Source organism: Cytobacillus oceanisediminis 2691 (assembly GCF_000294775.2).
In the GTDB taxonomy this organism is placed as follows: Bacteria; Bacillota; Bacilli; order Bacillales; family Cytobacillaceae; genus Cytobacillus; species Cytobacillus pseudoceanisediminis.
Window position 1 is genome coordinate 3,209,239 of record NZ_CP015506.1, and the last position, 18,076, is coordinate 3,227,314.

15 protein-coding genes and 2 pseudogenes are annotated in these 18,076 nt (G+C 41.2%); 2 read left to right on the top strand and 15 right to left on the bottom strand.

The features are described from left to right. Nucleotides 1–6 precede the first annotated feature (6 nt). From A361_RS16150 to A361_RS16185, 8 genes are all read right to left on the bottom strand, one after another. The gene (locus A361_RS16150; RefSeq protein ID WP_019382234.1) at nt 7–1,029 is read right to left on the bottom strand and encodes a Nif3-like dinuclear metal center hexameric protein; all 1,023 of its coding nucleotides are present in this window, start codon (nt 1,027–1,029) and stop codon (nt 7–9) included. A gap of 132 nt (nt 1,030–1,161) precedes the next feature. Beyond that, the gene (locus A361_RS16155; RefSeq protein WP_019382235.1) at nt 1,162–1,524 is read right to left on the bottom strand and encodes a Na-translocating system protein MpsC family protein; all 363 of its coding nucleotides are present in this window, start codon (nt 1,522–1,524) and stop codon (nt 1,162–1,164) included. Between the two features lie 174 nt (nt 1,525–1,698). Next, nucleotides 1,699–2,874, bottom strand: coding sequence for a metal-dependent hydrolase family protein (locus A361_RS16160; RefSeq protein WP_019382236.1), 1,176 nt, complete (start codon nt 2,872–2,874; stop codon nt 1,699–1,701). Nucleotides 2,875–2,943: 69 nt separating this feature from the next. Further along, on the bottom strand, nt 2,944–4,074 hold the full coding sequence (locus A361_RS16165) for a M24 family metallopeptidase (protein ID WP_019382237.1): 1,131 nt from the start codon (nt 4,072–4,074) through the stop codon (nt 2,944–2,946). A gap of 26 nt (nt 4,075–4,100) precedes the next feature. Beyond that, nucleotides 4,101–5,507, bottom strand: a complete 1,407-nt coding sequence (locus tag A361_RS16170) for a sodium:solute symporter family protein (RefSeq protein WP_019382238.1) — start codon at nt 5,505–5,507, stop codon at nt 4,101–4,103. A gap of 161 nt (nt 5,508–5,668) precedes the next feature. Beyond that, the gene (locus A361_RS16175) at nt 5,669–6,853 is read right to left on the bottom strand and encodes a metal-dependent hydrolase family protein (RefSeq protein ID WP_019382239.1); all 1,185 of its coding nucleotides are present in this window, start codon (nt 6,851–6,853) and stop codon (nt 5,669–5,671) included. A 111-nt stretch (nt 6,854–6,964) separates the two neighbouring features. Further along, nucleotides 6,965–8,542 (bottom strand): helix-turn-helix domain-containing protein, encoded by a 1,578-nt coding sequence (locus A361_RS16180; RefSeq protein ID WP_019382240.1) that lies wholly within the window; start codon nt 8,540–8,542, stop codon nt 6,965–6,967. A gap of 166 nt (nt 8,543–8,708) precedes the next feature. Continuing rightward, nucleotides 8,709–9,305, bottom strand: a complete 597-nt coding sequence (locus A361_RS16185; RefSeq protein WP_019382241.1) for a LysE family transporter — start codon at nt 9,303–9,305, stop codon at nt 8,709–8,711. Between the two features lie 113 nt (nt 9,306–9,418). Here A361_RS16185 and A361_RS16190 point away from each other — a divergent pair, with 113 nt between their 5' ends. Beyond that, the gene (locus tag A361_RS16190) at nt 9,419–9,976 is read left to right on the top strand and encodes a helix-turn-helix domain-containing protein (RefSeq protein WP_019382242.1); all 558 of its coding nucleotides are present in this window, start codon (nt 9,419–9,421) and stop codon (nt 9,974–9,976) included. A gap of 134 nt (nt 9,977–10,110) precedes the next feature. On the opposite strand, the pseudogene A361_RS31505 reads toward A361_RS16190, so the two are convergent. Continuing rightward, nucleotides 10,111–10,327: pseudogene (locus A361_RS31505) on the bottom strand (acetyl-CoA C-acyltransferase); the annotation flags it as partial. 246 nt (nt 10,328–10,573) lie between these two features. Here A361_RS31505 and A361_RS16195 point away from each other — a divergent pair. Next, on the top strand, nt 10,574–11,044 hold the full coding sequence (locus tag A361_RS16195; RefSeq protein WP_019382243.1) for a DinB family protein: 471 nt from the start codon (nt 10,574–10,576) through the stop codon (nt 11,042–11,044). Between the two features lie 95 nt (nt 11,045–11,139). Here A361_RS16195 and A361_RS16200 read toward each other — a convergent pair whose 3' ends face one another. The 6 genes and pseudogenes from A361_RS16200 to lpdA form a co-directional block, all read right to left on the bottom strand. After that, a complete protein-coding gene (locus A361_RS16200) occupies nt 11,140–11,628 on the bottom strand; it encodes a DinB family protein (protein WP_019382244.1) in 489 nt (162 codons plus the stop codon). A gap of 21 nt (nt 11,629–11,649) precedes the next feature. Further along, nucleotides 11,650–11,769 (bottom strand): annotated as a pseudogene (locus A361_RS30930) (DltD domain-containing protein); the annotation flags it as partial. Nucleotides 11,770–12,045: 276 nt separating this feature from the next. Further along, nucleotides 12,046–12,945 carry a formyltetrahydrofolate deformylase gene (gene purU, locus A361_RS16205; protein WP_019382245.1) on the bottom strand — a complete coding sequence of 300 codons (900 nt, stop codon included), beginning with the start codon at nt 12,943–12,945 and terminating at the stop codon, nt 12,046–12,048. 592 nt (nt 12,946–13,537) lie between these two features. Beyond that, complete coding sequence (locus A361_RS16210) at nt 13,538–15,421, bottom strand: sigma-54-dependent Fis family transcriptional regulator (RefSeq protein ID WP_019382246.1); 1,884 nt, start codon at nt 15,419–15,421, stop codon at nt 13,538–13,540. Nucleotides 15,422–15,611: 190 nt separating this feature from the next. Further along, nucleotides 15,612–16,670, bottom strand: a complete 1,059-nt coding sequence (locus tag A361_RS16215) for a 2,3-butanediol dehydrogenase (RefSeq protein ID WP_019382247.1) — start codon at nt 16,668–16,670, stop codon at nt 15,612–15,614. A 14-nt stretch (nt 16,671–16,684) separates the two neighbouring features. Continuing rightward, entirely contained in the window at nt 16,685–18,064 is a 1,380-nt protein-coding gene (lpdA, locus tag A361_RS16220) for a dihydrolipoyl dehydrogenase (protein ID WP_019382248.1), read from the bottom strand. Between the last annotated feature and the right edge of the window lie 12 nt (nt 18,065–18,076).

The window sequence follows — 18,076 nt, forward strand, 5'->3', positions numbered from 1 at the left end:
CTTTTTTTATACTGTTTGGACAACCTTTTTTTTCAATAGATAACCCTCAGCCATTTCTTCTGCATATTTCTTTAACTGAGTAGATCCCATTTCATTTAGGGATATGCTTGTCACGCGTTCCCGAAAAACAACAACTTCAACATCAGGCAGCAGTCTGTCCAAGGCGTAAGCTAAAGGTAAACCATTTTCAAGTATTTCTAACACATGGCAGTTTCCAATAATAAAATTAAGGCCTAACTCCTTAGCTGTTTCAATAAGCGGATGTCCATCATAAACCCGGCTAATGCTAGCGAGAACTGTGTCAGCTTCCGGGTGTTCCTGGATGGCTTGACGCAAATGTTCAGGAGAAAATCCCGTATGCGGGAAAATGTGCACAATATTGTTCACGGGGCTTGTCTCTTCTCCATGAACAATTCTCCCGCGTGTCACTATACTTGTTTCTGACAGAGATGAACTATTGCGTATTTCCTTTTCAGTATGTAACAATTCCTCTTCATCTCTCAGACCCATGAAATTGTCCAGCCGTGTTAAAATATCCCCCAGCGTTTTCACCTCAGGGAGTACCTTCCCTGCATATAAAATATTTCCGTGTACTCCTCCATAAGAAACCTCTGTACGGTATACCTGATGGCCGTGCAAAAAAGGAATGCCAGGATGTAATCCATGGAAGGCTTCATGCAATTCAAATGCAGCTACATTATACAAATCCAGATAATTTTTCAAGATAACTCCGCCCGAATTTGCCGCTTCGGCTATCGGATGATGAGCAACAATGGCATCGACACCAGTAGCGCCGGCAAGTTCGATACTTCCTTCTGTCATTGTCATGGCAACTGCTACTTTTTTTACTTCTTTATTCATATCGCCATAAACAAGACCAGGCGTTTCAATGATCTCTTTCCCGGGAATGTTGGAAGACTTCATGATGACAAAGGGATGCTCACCTCTCGTAATGTCATTTAGAGATTTAATCACTCTTCCTCCTGTCAGTTCATCCAGCGCAATCAATACATCTTCTATTGTTTTCATAATGTTGCTGCCTCCTCTATTTTTTTATAAAAAAAACCGTCAGCACAAAACAAACAGACGCTAGTCTGAAAGCTTGTACTGACGGTTTTTATGCACTCTTAAGAGTTCATTGGACCAGTCACGATTATTTAGTTACCTGGAAATATAGGCACTTGTATCCTGATCCAGGGTAATGATCGTTCCTGAGAGTTCAGTTACGGGATCATAGTCCTTTAAAATAGAAAGTACCTTCATCCCATATTTTTCTTCCAGGACATTCCTTAAATGTTCCTTATAACTATCTATGATGGCAATGTCAGTCATTCGGGTTACAAAGCGATTAATCTCGTCCAAATGTTTAAGAGATGGAATTCTCTTATGATTGGCGAAAATTAATATCTTATCCCCCAAAAACTCGACTCTTTGACTTTTGACACCAATGTTAAACAAAAGAAGGTTGATATTGTTATAATCCTTGATCAGTTCCTGTTTAAATGGGCCAGCAGTCCAACTCATTCACTCACACCATCTTTTTGAAATTTCAGAATCCTTTGATAAGTAGAATTTAACACAGTTAATTCTATCTGTAAAGTGTTTATATTAAAAATATATTTTGCTAGATAAAATTATCCTTCAGACACTAGTCACCTGGACACTGCTTATTTCGCCTGCTTATCAAGGCTCTTATTGTTATGCTTCATAAGCGGCTTCTCCCCTGATTACAACCATCTTTATACTTTCTAAATTACTCAGGCACTCAAGCGGATTTCCCTTAAGCAAAATAAGATTTGCCCTGTAGCCCTCTTTTATTTGCCCAACGTCACGTCCTAAGATTTTCCCGGCATTTACTGTAGCTGTTTTAAGCACTTTTTTCGCATCAGGAACAATCTCATTCATGGTATACAATTCTTCCAGCAGCCCCCGGTGAGGAGTGCATGGTGAACCCGCATCTGAACCTGCCCCAATTAAAATATTCCGGTTAAAATAGGTTTCAAATGCATTCCGGTGAATGCTGACGATTTCTTCTGCTTTATTTCGTGCATAAGAAGGAATTCCTTCCTGTGTGGCAATTTGCTTATAGACGAACAAGGTTGGAATCCAAGCGGTATTCCGTTCTTCCATTAAGGCAGCCAGTTCATCATCCAGAAAGTGACCATGCTCAATTGTATCCACACCTGCAAGAATCGAATTAAGTATTCCATCACGGCCAATCGCATGGGACGCCACTTTGAGTCCAAAACGGTGTGCCTCTTTACAGATGACTTCCTGCTCTTCCAGACTTAGCTCCGCATGGCCGACCTGTTCCCCTTCTATTCTTCCATAGACCCCGCCAGTTGCACTTACTTTAATTACTTCAGCACCCTTAAAAATTTGTTCGCGTACTCCTTTTAATGCCTCATCCTTCCCATCGACAAATCTTGCCCAGAACGGATCATGCCCGCCTGTCATGGTTAAGGTTTTTCCGCTGGCAATGACATCAGGACCTGGAATAAGCCCCCTTTTGATCCCTTTTGCAACGTGCAGCGCAATGTCATCGATGGAGCCAATGTCCCTCACAGTCGTTATTCCATGCTGAAGATAGGTTTGACAATTGGCAACGGCCCTTATCAGCATCTGCTCATAGCCTTCAGTTTCAGAGGTATGAACTGGATTTAATGAACCGTCCCACATCATATGAATATGTAAATCTATTAAGCCTGGAGCGAGAAAGCCTCCATTTCCATCAATGACCTTTACGCCGGCTGGCAGTTTGGGTTCAGGGATAATTTCCTTGATCAAACCATCTTTTATCCAAAGAGCTAACCCCTTCTTACAATCCAACTCTTCCCCATACAATAGCTGCACATTCGATATCACAAACTCCATCACATGTTCCTCCTAACATTTTAAAAGGAAGAAGTGTAAAACTTCTCCCTTTCAAGTTTGATATTTAACTTAATAAAGCAGTGACTCCATATCACGCGGATATTCTGTGATTAATCGGCATCCATCAGATGTAATCAGAACAGTATCAGAGTGTCTGAAACCGCCAACCCCAGGTATATAAATGCCAGGTTCAATCGAGAATGCCATTCCTTCTTCTACCACATCATGATGGTCATAACGCAAAAATGGCTGCTCATGCGCTGATACACCTATTCCATGTCCAGTGCGGTGAATCGCATATTTTTCAAGTCCCGCCTTTTCAAACACTTCACGGGCAACACCATCTACCTCTGAAAATTTCACACCTGGCTTAATAAAATCAATCGCACGCTGCTGCGCTTCTATAGCAGCTTGAAACGCCTTTTCCTGTTCTGATGTTGGCTTCCCGACAATGACGGTTCTCTCTAATTCAGCACGATACCCATTTAGCCCGACCTGCCTGCTGTGAATAATGACATCTCCAGCTTCAACTTTTCTTGTGTTGGAAAAGACATGCGGCATAATGCTTCTTTTTAACCCGGAAGGCGACATAACCACAATATCAATCACCGAATCCGGATATTGTGCCGCAGTTGCTTCAAACAGTGCCGCATTTCCCGCAGCATCTATTTCCATTTCTGTTATTCCCGCTTGAATTTGCGCTAAAGACTTGCTTACTGCCAGGTTCACTAATTGTCCGGCCTGCTCGAGCATGTGAATTTCTTCTTCATCCTTGATAAATCGCATTTGATAAATGAACTGCCCGATGTCAACCACCTGATAGCCTGATTCCTGAAGATAGAGTAGAACCTCACCAGGAATGAAGGCTAAATCCACACCAATTTTTGATGAGTCAGGACTTTGTTTTACCAATGCACGTATATGCTCCATATGCGAAGTCTCATCCCTACCGGCCCCAGGATGCTCATAATAGACGAGTACTTCATCTGCGTGTGAATGTTCCAGTGCATGGGTCTCTTCAAGGCCAGGAACAATCATGGCTGTCTTTTCCTGTAAATGAAAGATGATGGGCCGTGAATAAATTAAAGCTTTAAAATTCGTTAAATAAAATTGATGGTCAGGATTGAATACAAACACGGCAGATATTGCTTGTTCTTTCATATACTCTTTTAATCGATGGATTCGTTTCGCTGAATTCACGCTTTCCAACTCCTTTTAAAGTCATATTAGCTTGTATGATCAGTAGTGAGGTCTGTTGTGACGCTTTTGTTTCTCGTTGCCAAACTGACAATGATGAGTGTTAAAACTGATAATGGAAGGGCAAACAGCACACTATTCCAATCTAAAGGACGGTCAAGACCGATTTCCCAGATCATCGTTGCAGAACCACCCACAATCATGGAGCTGATCACGCCTGCTTTTGTTGCATTCTTCCATAATACGGTTGCAAGAATGGCTGGAGTTAAGGACGCGCCATACATTGTATAGGAATACATTTGGATGGCCAGGACGCTTGGGAAGAATTGTCCTAACACATACGCAAGGACTCCTAATATCACGACAATCACGCGGTTATACCAAAGAAGTTTACTTTCTGACAGCTTGCTCTTACTTGAACGCTGGATTAGGTCACTGACAATATTTCCTGATGCTGATAGAAGATAAGAGGTAGCTGTTGTGATAATAAAGGCAACGGCTGAACAGAGAATAAGCAACCCGACTACAAGGGGTACTCCATCTATCGCAAGTGATAAAATGGCTGTATCGGGCTTGATTTCCGGGAAAAGTACAATGGAGGTAGTTGCTAAGATGATCGTTAAACTAATGACAAAAATATTCCCAACAAAAAATCCAATAGTTGATTTCCGGGCTACGTCCGGATCTTTCGCTGCGGAGAATCGCTGATACATGTTTTGATCACCGAGAACAAGTAAAAACAATGGCAGGAAGAAACCGAGAAGCTGAGGGAATGATAGGCCGCCATTCCAGGTTTTATTTACCTCCGGCAAAGATAGAGCTAATCCTTCAAAGCCTCCGACAGCATTCAATGCAAAGGGAACCCCGAATAGAAAGCCAATGATAATCAGGACGGCACTCAGTGCATCTGAATAAGCAACCGAAAATAGCCCGCCGCTTACGGTTAAGAAGATAACTAAGGCACACATAATGATGGCGCCAACTTCCAATGGAATCCCAGTCGTTAATTGCAGCACATAGGCTCCGCCTGTAAACTGATAGGCTGTTATTCCGACAAAGGCAAAGATGATAATAACGGATGATATATAAAGAGCTGTTTTTCCAAAGCGCCGTTCCAAAAGATCTGGCACTGTATAGATCTCAATCTTTCGAATCTTAGAAGCTATAAAATACAAAATGATCGCTCCAACAATTCCGCCAGAAAGATTAAAAATAGCGGCAAACGGTCCGTATTGGTAAATAAAGCTCGCTCCGCCGACTACAGTTCCAGAACCTACAAACGTTGCCAGAAGGGTTCCCATTACGACGAATAGAGGCAGGCTTCGTCCTGCAACCATGAAATCATCACTGTTTTTCACCGATTTTTTTGCGAAATACACACCAATCAACGCCATGAAAACCAGGTAAATAACAACTGCAACTAAATAAATGTTCAATAAGCTCACTCCCTTTTACTATTTTTATATAAGGCTGTGTGGAAGCTTAAGGCAGATTTAATCTTGGAACAGTGATCCATGTTTCCTATTTAATGGTATCCAAGGGAGACCCCGTACTTGCAGAGCCCCGTTGCAGTTTCCGTTTCAGCATCGTGAAGACTTCAGCTGACCAAAACACCATTTTTCATAACCAGCTTATCTTCCCGCAAACTATTTAAATCATTTAAAGGATTGCTGTCTACAATCAGCAGATCGGCAAATTTTCCTGGAGAAATACTGCCGCGCTGATCTTCAATCCCAAGGCATTCAGCGGCAACATTCGTAGATGCTTTGATGACTTCCATTTCCGACATTCCCGCTTCATGCATAATCGCTAATTCATCATAATAATAGCGAGGCGGGGTTAATGGAGAGCCACAGTCAGTACCTGTCGCAATCTTCACTCCGATTTGAACAGCCTCCTGCAGCATCGAGAAATGCGGTCCCACTACCTGCTTCGCTTTCTCAAGAGCATATGCCGGAATGTCCGGGCTGCTAATAAGCTGTCTCATGACAGCCATTGTCGGCACTAAAAAGGTTCCCTGATTTTTCATGATTTCAAGAGCCTGACGATCTGCGTAAATTCCATGTTCAATTGTGTCAATCCCGACCTCTAAACAATTCATGATTCCTTCAATTCCATCTGCATGGGCGGAGACCTTCTTATTTTTCTTAAGTGCCTCTTCTTTTGCAGCACTCAGTTCTTCAATTGTTAATTGGACGGAACCAGGTTCTTCCCCTTTGGTATAAATACCGCCCGTTGCCATCACCTTCACCAGGTCCGCCCCTTCTTTAAGCACCCTTCTAGTATTCTTGCGGACTTCGTCCGGCCCGTCCGATTCATAGCCTAAATAATAAACATGTCCGCCTGTCATACAAATAGGTGCTCCAGAAGCAATAATGGTAGGTCCTGCAAGCAAGCCGGAATCAATGACATTCCTTACATGTAATACAGTGCGATCCGGTGCACCCAAATCTCTTACCGTAGTGACTCCTAATTTCAGTGTATCTAATGCATGCTTGTAGGCTTCTAAAGCGATTCTGTCATTTTCTTCGTTTTTTATGACAGATTGCGGGTCTGCACTGCCATTCCAAACGAGATGTACATGACAGTCAATCAGGCCGGGAAGTATATGTTTTCCGGTACAATCAATGACTTCAAACCCTTCTTTTTCACCTGGCTCCCCTCGCTGCACCTCTGTAATTTTCCCATTTTCAACCTTAATGTATGAATTCTCCACCACCTCATCATTTAGCCCGTCAATAATGCTGCCATTTATTAAGATCCATTTCGTGTTTGCCGGCATTGTAAAGCCCTCCTATTGTTTGATTATTCAAAATTATAACAATAGAAAGATTTTTTATCATTGTACACTACAAACAAAAAAGAGACAGTAATTTGTCCCTTTTAAACAATTCTATTGAAATGGATCTGCCTTCTGTTTATAGCTGTGTATGGAAAATGCCAGCATCAGCATGGAATAATTGGATGGATTTTGAATATCTACTTGCATTATTTCGTTTATTTTCTGCAATCTGTACTTTACCGTATTGGGATGCACAAATAATTCACCGCTCGATTTTTGCAGATTGAAAAAGTGTTTTAAGTATGTATACAGCGTTTCAGTTAAGGAAGCATTTTTTTCCTGATCATAGGCAAACAATGGACCCAGTAATTCTTCATCAAAGTTTTGAAACAAATGATGGGATTGTAAGTTATAGGCGATTTTTTCAATCCCCATCTCATCCCAAAACACCAATTGTTCATCATGGATTTGGCCATGCAGCAATCCAACTGATGATTGGTCATACATCGCTTTCAATTTACTGCAATGGTTCACCTCGTCTATCGCACTTACACCGATACGGATTCCTGGATAATCTGTCAGCATTTTTGCTAACCTATCTCTGTCTAAAATCGAATCAATCACCCCGACAATTTTTCTGTTATAAATCCATAATCGGGAGTTTGTTTCATTTTCTATTAAACTCTCAGAGAGCATTTGAAGTTTTGACTGAATTGTTTCCGGAGAGGAGGATTGCACCTGGAAAATACATCTTACCTTCTTAAGATCCATATAAAAGTCAGATAGACTCTTATCATCGGACTCACCTTGAAAAATACTTTCCAGCATTTCGATATCTTTGCTTTTTTGATAATGGAGCAATGTATTTTTATTATAGGCAGCTAAGCTTAAAGCACGAATACCATTCTTAATGACCTCTTCTGAATACTTATCCACTGTTCCATTTTGACAAATAATCAGATAACCAAGAAAGTTCATCTTAGAAAACAACGGGGCTACCTTGAAAATCTGTTCAGCAAGACCATCCATTTTCACTGCTATATTGGTTTCACGATTGGTGAAGCGCACTTTTAACACGTTCTCTTTATGCTGGTTTATGATTAAATTAATCAGGTGCTTAATCTCATCTCTGGTTTGCTCTTTCGTCTTCCAATACGCCATCAAATCAAAATATGGGTCTAACACACACACAACATTGTTTATATATTCTCCTATTACTTTTACAATTGAATTTAAATCCTTTTCCAGCAGAACAATTTCCATCAGTTTTTCATTTAATTTATGGATTTTTGAAGCCTGTTCATTTTCCCTCTGATTGACTAGCTTATTGTATTTTTCGTGGATGACATAGTAAGGGACCTCTTGGGGGATTTCAAAAAGCGGGAAAGAATGGGTATGGGAGTAATCAATAACTTCCTTTGGAATTGTTTTCAATGCTGCTGTATGAAAACCAATTGCACTGATTCCGATCTCCTGCATCCATTCTAAATGGCTAATCATTTGCTTCACATCTTTAAATGCATGAAACGTAGTCATAACAAACCCTTTTTCTTTCATACGGGATGTTTTTTCCGTAAGCTCCATGCTGGTTAAGTAAGCAATCTCTTTATTCATATTTTGCCTGCCGCCGCTCACCAGCAAAATATGATCCCTTTCTAACACATCAGCAAAGTCTTTGACTGTAATCATAAGATTCCCCCCTTTGGATAAATACTTATCTATGAATTTCTTATTTCTTTCAATAGTTTGTTAATATTATAAAGGCAACTTATGATAAATAAAATGGATAAAACCTACTGAACATGTATGGGGTACAGCATTTGGCTGTACCCCATTATTAAGACCGCTCAATCATTTACCGAATGAAGTACCCCACAAGAATCGACCAGGCACTATACACCAGCAATAAAGCCATTATCATATTAAACTGACTTCTATACTTCGCCAGGAAGGATTGAAAAATCGATCCAAAAACACTCCAGCAAAAGGTGCTCAGGAAACCAACAAATGCAAGGAAAATGGAAAAGAATATCAGACTCGTATGTGAGGTATGGTATGGAAGGATAAAGGTTGATATCACTGTAACCCCATATAAGATCCCCTTTGGATTAATAAATTGTAAAAGCATCCCGATAAAAAAGCCGTTATGCTTATCATCATTATTGTTCTGGTCATCCGATTTACTTGTCATGATTTTATAAGCCAAAAACAGCATATAAATGACCCCAATGATGGTCATGATTAATTCAACCCTTGGAATGAATTGATGAAGCAATAGATTAAAATAGCTGCAAAGGATCATTATGACAAAGAACCCTGCGCTTACGCCCAAACAAAATCGAATCGTATTTCTTAAACCGAACCGGTTAGCGAATACCATGGCCATAATATTGTTTGGACCTGGTGTAAAGCTGGTAACAAAAACATATAAGAAAAAAGATAATAAAGACACAGCTGCTTTCCTCCTCTGCATGTATGTTATAATGTACAGAAACGACAATATAACGATTTACTATATATTGTATATTACGGACGTTATATTGTACAGATGAAAGGAATGCAGATATGGAGGAAATTCATTTAATTCTGGCTAAAAATTTAAAAGCATTTCGGGAAAACAAAAAATTAAGTTTAGAGAAGGTGGCCGAATTAACGGGAGTAAGCAAAACGATGATCGGCCAAATTGAACGGGGCGAATCAAGCCCTACGATCACAACCATCTGGAAGATTGCAAATGGTCTAAAGATCTCTTTTACCTCCCTGATTAATCATCCTCAGCCGGATACTCAAGTTGTTTTAAAGAAGGAAATTCAGACATTATCAGAGGATCATGGCAAGTATCGGGTATATCCTTACTTTCCTTTTGAAAACGATAAGCGATTTGAAGTGTACACCGTCGAAATGGACAAAGGCGGATACCTTAGCGCTGAACCACATATCGAAGGAACCGAAGAGTTGATTGTGGTCTTTGATGGGAAAATCACCATACGGGTTAATAACGATGAATATACATTAGAAAGCGGTGACTCCATCAGATTCAAAGCGGATCGGCCCCATACCTATCATAATTCAGGGAAATCTTTGGCACGTGTCAGTATGATTTTATTTTATCCGGCAGAATAAATGCGTTGCTATGATTGGCGTAAATCCAGCTGAAAGCTTAAATTGACAAACCCTTCCGCACAAAAAGCAGCCTCCCGGGGCTGCTTTCCTTTTGTCTTTCTCATACTGTGTATCTAACCAATAAAGTGTGTAATCTAAGGTTTTTCCAGTAATAGCGCAATTCCTTGCCCACCGCCTATACAAAGTGACCCAAGCCCATATTTCATATTCCCCTTCATTCATCTCCAGCGCCAGAGAATAACCAATTCGGGCTCCATTCGTTCCAACTGGATGTCCCAGAGCGATTGCGCCACCATTCGCATAGACGACTTCCTAATCCAATTTCAATTCTTTGATTACGGCTAATGATTGTATATAGGAATCGGTTAATGTTCCCCACAGCATATCATCAACCGGTTTGATAAAGAAAAGCTTACTGGTTTGCTTAACGTTGTGTAAGTGACATTATAATTGGTTGGATATAAGGTCCTGCCATTTACTAAACCTTCGCCGTATATAAAAGAAAACAAAAATCAATTTTTCAGTCCATTAACACTCCTAATCTTTCCGGATTTTTGGTATATTAACAGATGAGAATATTTGGAAGGGGAGAAAAGAATGAATGAACTAGTGTTTAAACAGTTTGAGAAGACAAGAGGTTATTTTATTAAAAAGATCGAGTCCGTATCAAAGGATGTAGCAAGTATACAGCCAGACGGTTTTAACAACACGATCCATTGGCATATTGGCCATGTATTAACGGTCTGTGAACAGTTTATGTTCGGCTTTCCCCGCAAAACGACCCATATCCCTGCAAACTATATTGAATTATTTGGAAACGGTACTAAGCCAGCTGATTGGAAAGGTGATATACCTGAAGCAGATGAGCTCATTATCCAGCTGAAGGATCAATTGGCCCGGATCCAGCAAATTCCAGCTGGACGGTTAAATGAAAAGCTGGATAAACCATTTCTGGGACTTGAAACCTTTGGTGAATTAGCCGAATTTGCGTTATTTCATGAGGCAAACCATTTGGGGCATATTCAAGCGATGGAACGGGTTATTCATCATACAGGAGTAAAGAACTAAAAAAGGAAAGATCATTTTAATTTTAGTCTTAAAAGTGACAAAGGGTGCCCATCATATTACGTATATCACCATTGGGCATCCTTTCTTATCTAAATCTACTCTCTCGTCCCCAGAACATCTGTATTTGGCGGTTCATACCCTAACTGGCGGGCCATCGCCATTATCTGTCCTTTGTGATGGTATTCGTGAGTGACAGAATGCATGAACAGTTTTCGAGGAGTCATTGAAATCTCCTCCGTTGATTCTCTCCAAGGAATAGGCTGCACGATTGACTCATCCATTTTTTGAGAAAATGACTCAAGAACTTCATACACATAAGCATCTGCTTGTTCAAACAGTGTCCTGATTTCCTCGATACCGATTGTCGGAATGTTTTCTCCAGGCGTGATAGGCTCCTTCGTTTTTAATAAAACAAATGATCCTAGCCAGCCATGATAACAATTCGCTATATGAACAAGTGTGTCACGCACACTCTGCCAGCCGAATCCCATTTCACACGTAAAATCTTTTGGATCCATTTTACTGCAAAAGTCCAAAAGCACTTCTCGATTCTCTTTGACCCATTCATATTCCTTCCGCTCCATTGTATCCATCCTCTTTTCTTTCTACTCTTTACTTTGCCTGGAACCCTGGACTTTTCGAATATAGATGATCTGTCCAATATGATAAGTGTTATGTGAGCACAAATTTGATAACGCCCCCCACCAAAGCGCGTCTACAGGAAAATGGGGGATTTATTCATGCAATTTTGATTCCGTGACTGCCTCAATCTCATTTTGCCACTAAGCTGATCCCTCGTCTAATCGTCGTACAAGATCTTGCCATTTCATTTCGGTAAAACCTTCAGCAGAAACCAAAAACACTTAAACGGCCTTAGCCCTATGGAATAGAGCTAAAGCTGCCTAAAGCTTTTTTAATATTTCCATGTCTACTTGACAGGGGGGTCACATGAAAATGCATTACTAAACTGAGGGACAGGCACTCATTACTGCTCCTTTTCCTTAAAAAACAATTGTTTTGTTTTCATGAACAATAATCCGGTCTTCTAAATGCCATTTAACCGCTCTGGCAAGAACACTTCGTTCAATAGAACGTCCGCTCTTTTTTAAATCATCTATATGATCCCGGTGGTCAACACGCTTGATATCTTGTTCAATGATTGGTCCTTCGTCAAGATCGTTTGTAACATAATGAGACGTTGCCCCAATTATTTTTACTCCGCGCTGATGGGCTCGATCATATGGCCTCGCACCAACAAATGCAGGAAGGAAAGAGTGATGAATATTAATAATCTTGAATGGATGAGCCCCAACAAAGGCTGGCGTCAAAATTTGCATATATCTTGCTAAGATGATTAAGTCAATATCAAATTCTTTTAAAAGCTGCAGCTGTCTTTCTTCAACTTCAACTCTATTTTCTTTACTTGCTGGTATGCAGAAGAATGGAATATGCAAGGATTCTGCAATCTCTCTTGCTTCCTCGTGATTGCTCACAATAAGAGCGATGTCGGTAAGCAAATCACCACTTTGCCATTCCCATAACAGCTCACGTAAACAATGAAGTTCTTTTGATACGAAAATAGCTGTCTTCTTCAATTCATAAACAAATGCTAATTTCCATTCCATTGAAAATGTTTCTGCGATTTCCTTAAATTGACTCTTCAACTCTTCTTCCTTCGACTGTAAACCAGGACATTCAAACTCGATTCGTATAAAAAAGGTGCCACCCTCCGGATTTGTCGAATATTGACTCGATTCAATAATATTAGCATCATGCTGGAACAGAAACTTGGATACAGCAGCCACAATACCCGGTTGATCAGGACAATTGATAAGCAGCCGCCCCCTGTTTTTTTGACTTTCTCTAAATACTTGAAGTTGTTCTTGAATAGATGAATTCATATGAATCTCCTTTTTTAATTTTAATAACTATAATAGACTTATTGGTTTGGATTTAAAAGCATATTTTTATTTTTTATCAAGTTATTTATTTGGGTTTATGGGATAGTAAACATGGAGTAAAGCTGACGTCTTGGTGCCAACCCTTTCAATGGAATGTCTACGAAAGAGCTACTCGAATAAGCTGCAGCTCTTTTTTAAAGTTGGCTCTTTTCTAAAAGATTGTTGTTTTTTATGATTTTGTGATTAAAAAACAAATAGTGAGGAGAGGTTGATTTCCGTTCCAGGATGCTCGGCGAACCACGGGGCGGGCGGTGTGCCTCCTCGGCTCGCAGCGCCTGTGGGGTCTCACCATTTTGCGAAAACAGCCTTAAGATTAAATAGGTTAATGATTGGATTCGACCTTACAGAGAAGGGACCGTGTCTATCCTAAATAATAAATGTGCCCTACTACGGTGAGTGAATTCTTAAACACACCGAGAGTTTTGCACCTCTTGGGCAGTCCAATGGAATCTTCCATCATACAGATACATGTCAAAAACGGTTCCCTAGCTTTCTTCCCGAAAGCAAAAGAACCGTCCTTAGTTTCTCAAAATCACATTCCAAACTTCTTCAGCCTTTTATAAAAAGTACTTCGTGGGATGCCAAGGAATTTTGCTGCTGCTGTTACATTTCCATTTGTCCGTTTTAAAGCGTCCAGCATTAAATCCCTTTGGATTTTCTCACGTGTGTTTAAGCTTGTTTCTTCCACTTTGTCTTCTTCAAACGGATTCGCTGAAGCGGAAGAATAATTTAAGTTTAATAGCTCTGAAGGCTGTTCTAAAATGGTGTAGTCTGACTGTTGTTCCGGGAGCATGATGTGCAGCCGTTCGATCAAATTGGTCAATTCCCTTATATTTCCTGGCCAGTCATAGTCACTTAATCTGGTAATCAGATCTTGTATGTCTAAGCTGCCTATGCTCCAATTGTTCTTTTGGCAAATATGCTTAATGAGATGCGGGATATCTTCTTTTCTATTTCTTAGAGGCGGAACATCAATTGGATATACATTTAACCGGTAGTAGAGGTCCTCACGGAATTCTCTCCGTTTTACAAGGTCAGTAATGTCACGATGTGTCGCCGTTATGATCCGGACATCCAAAGGAACTTCTTTGGTTCCGCCAATAGGGGTGACTTTCCTTTCCTGAAGGACACGCAGTAAAGCTACCTGCATCGTGTGAGGAATTTCACCAATTTCATCAAGAAAAATCGTCCCCCTTTGAGCCTGTTCAAATTTCCCTTTATTTCCTTGACGTTTTGCCCCGGTAAAAGCCCCTTCTGCATACCCAAAGAGTTCACTTTCCATCAGGTCTTTAGGAATAGCGCCGCAATTCAACGAGATAAAAGGGCCGTTTTTGCGAGGGCTGTTATCGTGAATGGCCCTTGCAATCAACTCTTTGCCTGTACCCGTTTCCCCTGAGATAAATACGGTAGCATCTGTTGGAGCAACGAGTTTTACTTTCTTTAAAGTGTTCTGGAAAATCTCACTTACTCCACATTCCCCATTAAATACAAAGGAGTCTTCTGGTCTTGAGGGGAGGAAGCAAGCTTTTTGATGAGGCACATTCACTTCTGACAGGAAAAGGCAGATTCCATTCATACAGTTGTCTTCCTTTGTATAGAAAGGCATTTCAGACTTGATCCGGTATCTGTTATGCAGTAATTCCTGCAGATTCATTCCAATGACCTGCGGTATTTTCTCACGGACGGGTTTACTCGCGGATATGATTTGTTTGTGCTGATTACATACAATGAAGAGCTGGCTGTGATGGGACTCAGCTAATTGAGATGCTTGCCGGACCATTGTGATTTCTTTTCTGTGGGATCTCTTAATTAATTCTTTTTCAATCGCATAAGCAATGGAAGTAACCATGCCAATCATAAAAGGGTGAGATTGCTCTACGGGACATGAAACATCGATGAGTCCAAGTAATCTTCCATGGTCGTCCATAATGGGAGTGGCAGAGCAGCTCCATTGATGAGAAGCTACAGAATAATGCTCAGGGCCCTGAATCATGACTGCTTCTTTTGTTGCCAATGCCGTTCCGATTGCATTGGTCCCGACAGCGCCCTCAGTCCAGCTTACGCCTTCCATAAAGTTAATTCTGCTGGCATCCATTAAGGTTTTTTCATTCCCTAATAGGGATAATACATATCCATCAGGATCGACCAATAATGCCATCATGCCAGAACTTTTTATCATCGGTTCCATCTTTTTTAAATACGGGTCAGTCATTTCAATAAGCAGTGAATTTTGAGCTTTCTTATTATGTAATTCCTCTTCAGTTAATAAATGCATGCCTTTATTCAAATATGGGTTTACTCTTTCTTTTTTACATCGGTACCAGGATTCCAAAATTCGTTTGTCTAATCGTGATTGGTCAAGAACACCTTCATGAACAAATCGCTTCCAAGTATCAAAATAAAAAGTAGTATCCATGGAGCCCCCTCTATTCAGAAAAATTTTCCGGCATACATTTATTTCATTTGAACATGAGTCTCTGAGTGTTAATAGGCATTTTTCAAGTTTATTATATTAAATTATGTATCCGCTTTCAATAAGCAGCGGTTCATTATTATGAATATTCAAAAAATAAACTTCGCGCATTAGCACGAAGCCTGAAATGATCTTATAATGATGGATCTACCAATATTTTAATTTGGTTTTTATTTTTCGTGAGTGCTTCAAACCCTTCAGTAACGATTTGATCAAGGGAAATTTTTTTCGTGATGAACTCTGTTGCTTTCATTTGCCCATTCGCAAGCAATTGAATAACTTGCGGGAAGATGTTTCGATAAGCTATGATACTAGTCATCTTTCTCTCTGTTAAAATAAATTGGTTTACCGGAATGCTGGCAGGTTTTTCCCATATACTGATATTCACTACATTCCCTTCCGGTTTTGTCGATTCAATTGCGGTATGAATAGCAGCCTCGATGCCAGCTGCCTCAAATGCAACATCAACTCCAAGCCCATCAGTAAATTCTTTTATGGCTTGAATGGGGTCACTTTCTAAAGGATCCATGACAAGGTCTGCTCCAGCCTGTTTTGCAAAATCCCTTCGTTCCGGGGAAACCTCGACTGCAACGATTTTACTTGCACCCGCTGCCTTAGCTGCTTGAATAACCAATAAACCGATTGGCCCTGTTCCAATAACTGCGACTGAATCCCCAATCTTCATGTCACTTTGGCGGACAGCGTGAACGGCAACAGCTGCCGGCTCAACTAGAGCTGCCTGTTCCCATGTCATATGGTCCGGAATTTTATGAATCATCTTAGATGGCACCACACTGTATTCTGAAAAGCCGCCTAATCCGCCGGAAAGACCGATAAAACCTAAATGTTCACAAACATTATAGTGTCCTTTCCGGCAAGAGCGGCATGTTCCGCAGCTGTAAATCGGTTCTACGCACACGCGGTCCCCCACTTCTATTCCAGTTACATCTTCCCCAACGGCAGCGACCACCCCGGCAAACTCATGACCCATGACAATCGGCGCCTTGTCCTTCGATATGGGGTGGGGTTCTTCTACTGGGATAAAAATGGGACCGGCCAAATATTCGTGCAAATCTGACCCGCATATGCCACAATAAGAAACCTTTATTTTCACCTGATCCTTTTCAAGAGAAGGCTCAGGAATTGTTTCCAAACGGATATCTTTTGTGTTATACCAAAGAGCAGCTTTCAATCAAATCCCCCCTTTTATACATGAACAGCATGACCAACAGCACTTAGCAGCGCTTCATGAACGGCTTCAGAAAGGGTTGGATGGGCGGCGATGAAATTTTCCATCAGGTCTGCTGTCAATTCTGCATGAAGCATGACAGCTCCTTGCCCAATAAGCTCTGTTGCATGAGCTCCCACGATGGAAATTCCGACGATTTCCCCGAATTCCGGATCGATCATAACCTTTACTTTTCCAGCCTGTTCATTGGCGATTAGCGCCTTGCCATTTGCCGAGAATGGAAACTCACCCATTCTGATATCACCATATTTTTCTCTCGCCTGCTTTTCTGTTAAGCCAACACTTGCGATTTCAGGTGATGTGTAAATACAGCGGGGAACAGCGCTGGCATGAACTACAGCATCCATCCCACAGGCATTTAAAGCCGCCACTTTTCCTTCATGGAAAGCCATATGGGCAAGCTGAATTCCACCGACTACGTCACCGCATGCATAAATGGAAGGGATGTTTGTTTGCATATGGTCATTAACATGGATCCCCTGATTGGAAAAGTCAACCCCTGCACCTTCTAAACCCAAGTGATTGACTCTAGGCTTGCGGCCAACGGAAACGAGAACCCGGTCTGCCTGAATTTCATGGAGTCCCTTATCGTCTTCAATGAACGCTTTCTTCCGGGCTGCTTCCAAATGCTTGAGAGCAGCAGAAGTGTAAATCGCTGCGCCGTCTTCTTCAAGCTGTTTATGTAAGACCCTAGCGATATCCTCATCTTCGCCTGGAAGGAGCTGACCCGCCATCTCGACAATGGTCACTTTTGTGCCCATTCTGCTGAAAATACTGGCAAACTCACAGCCTATTACACCACCGCCGACAATCAGCAGCGAGGATGGAATCGACTGAAGCGACATTGCCTGGCCGCTATGAATCACCCATTCCCCATCAAAGGGGGCGAAGGGCAATGGGGCAGGTTCGGAACCTGCCGCTATGATTATGTTATCGGCCTTCATTTCTTGCTGATTTCCATTGCTCACAACTTGCAGAACCTGACTTGTCTTGAAAGAGGCCGTTCCTTTAATTACCTTCACTTTATTTTTCTTCATTAAATATTGAATCCCTTGAACAAGAGTTGAAACGATCCTGTTTTTACGATCCTGGACCGCATTCCAATCAATTTCTATTAGCCCAGATGGCAGACGAATCCCAAACTTATTGGCATGATATAGCTGGCTGTACACTTCAGCACTTTCTAACAGAGATTTTGTAGGCATACAGCCCTCATTTAAACATGTTCCTCCAAGAGGCCCTTGGTCAATAATGGTCACTTCCTGTCCCTGCTGGGCAGCCGTAATGGCAGCTACATATCCAGCAGGTCCACCTCCAATAATGGCGATCGATCCCAAAGCATTCCCTTC

What these genes read in the sequence shown, in the direction of transcription:
- A361_RS16180 (WP_019382240.1), bottom strand. Translation starts at nt 8,542, where the DNA reads ATGATTACAGTCAAAGACTTTGCTGATGTGTTAGAAAGGGATCATATT.
- A361_RS16160 (WP_019382236.1), bottom strand. Translation starts at nt 2,874, where the DNA reads ATGGAGTTTGTGATATCGAATGTGCAGCTATTGTATGGGGAAGAGTTG.
- A361_RS16175 (WP_019382239.1), bottom strand. Translation starts at nt 6,853, where the DNA reads ATGCCGGCAAACACGAAATGGATCTTAATAAATGGCAGCATTATTGAC.
- A361_RS16200 (WP_019382244.1), bottom strand. Translation starts at nt 11,628, where the DNA reads ATGGAGCGGAAGGAATATGAATGGGTCAAAGAGAATCGAGAAGTGCTT.
- A361_RS16150 (WP_019382234.1), bottom strand. Translation starts at nt 1,029, where the DNA reads ATGAAAACAATAGAAGATGTATTGATTGCGCTGGATGAACTGACAGGA.
- A361_RS16210 (WP_019382246.1), bottom strand. Translation starts at nt 15,421, where the DNA reads ATGGATACTACTTTTTATTTTGATACTTGGAAGCGATTTGTTCATGAA.
- purU (WP_019382245.1), bottom strand. Translation starts at nt 12,945, where the DNA reads ATGAATTCATCTATTCAAGAACAACTTCAAGTATTTAGAGAAAGTCAA.
- A361_RS16155 (WP_019382235.1), bottom strand. Translation starts at nt 1,524, where the DNA reads ATGAGTTGGACTGCTGGCCCATTTAAACAGGAACTGATCAAGGATTAT.
- A361_RS16195 (WP_019382243.1), top strand. Translation starts at nt 10,574, where the DNA reads ATGAATGAACTAGTGTTTAAACAGTTTGAGAAGACAAGAGGTTATTTT.
- A361_RS16190 (WP_019382242.1), top strand. Translation starts at nt 9,419, where the DNA reads ATGGAGGAAATTCATTTAATTCTGGCTAAAAATTTAAAAGCATTTCGG.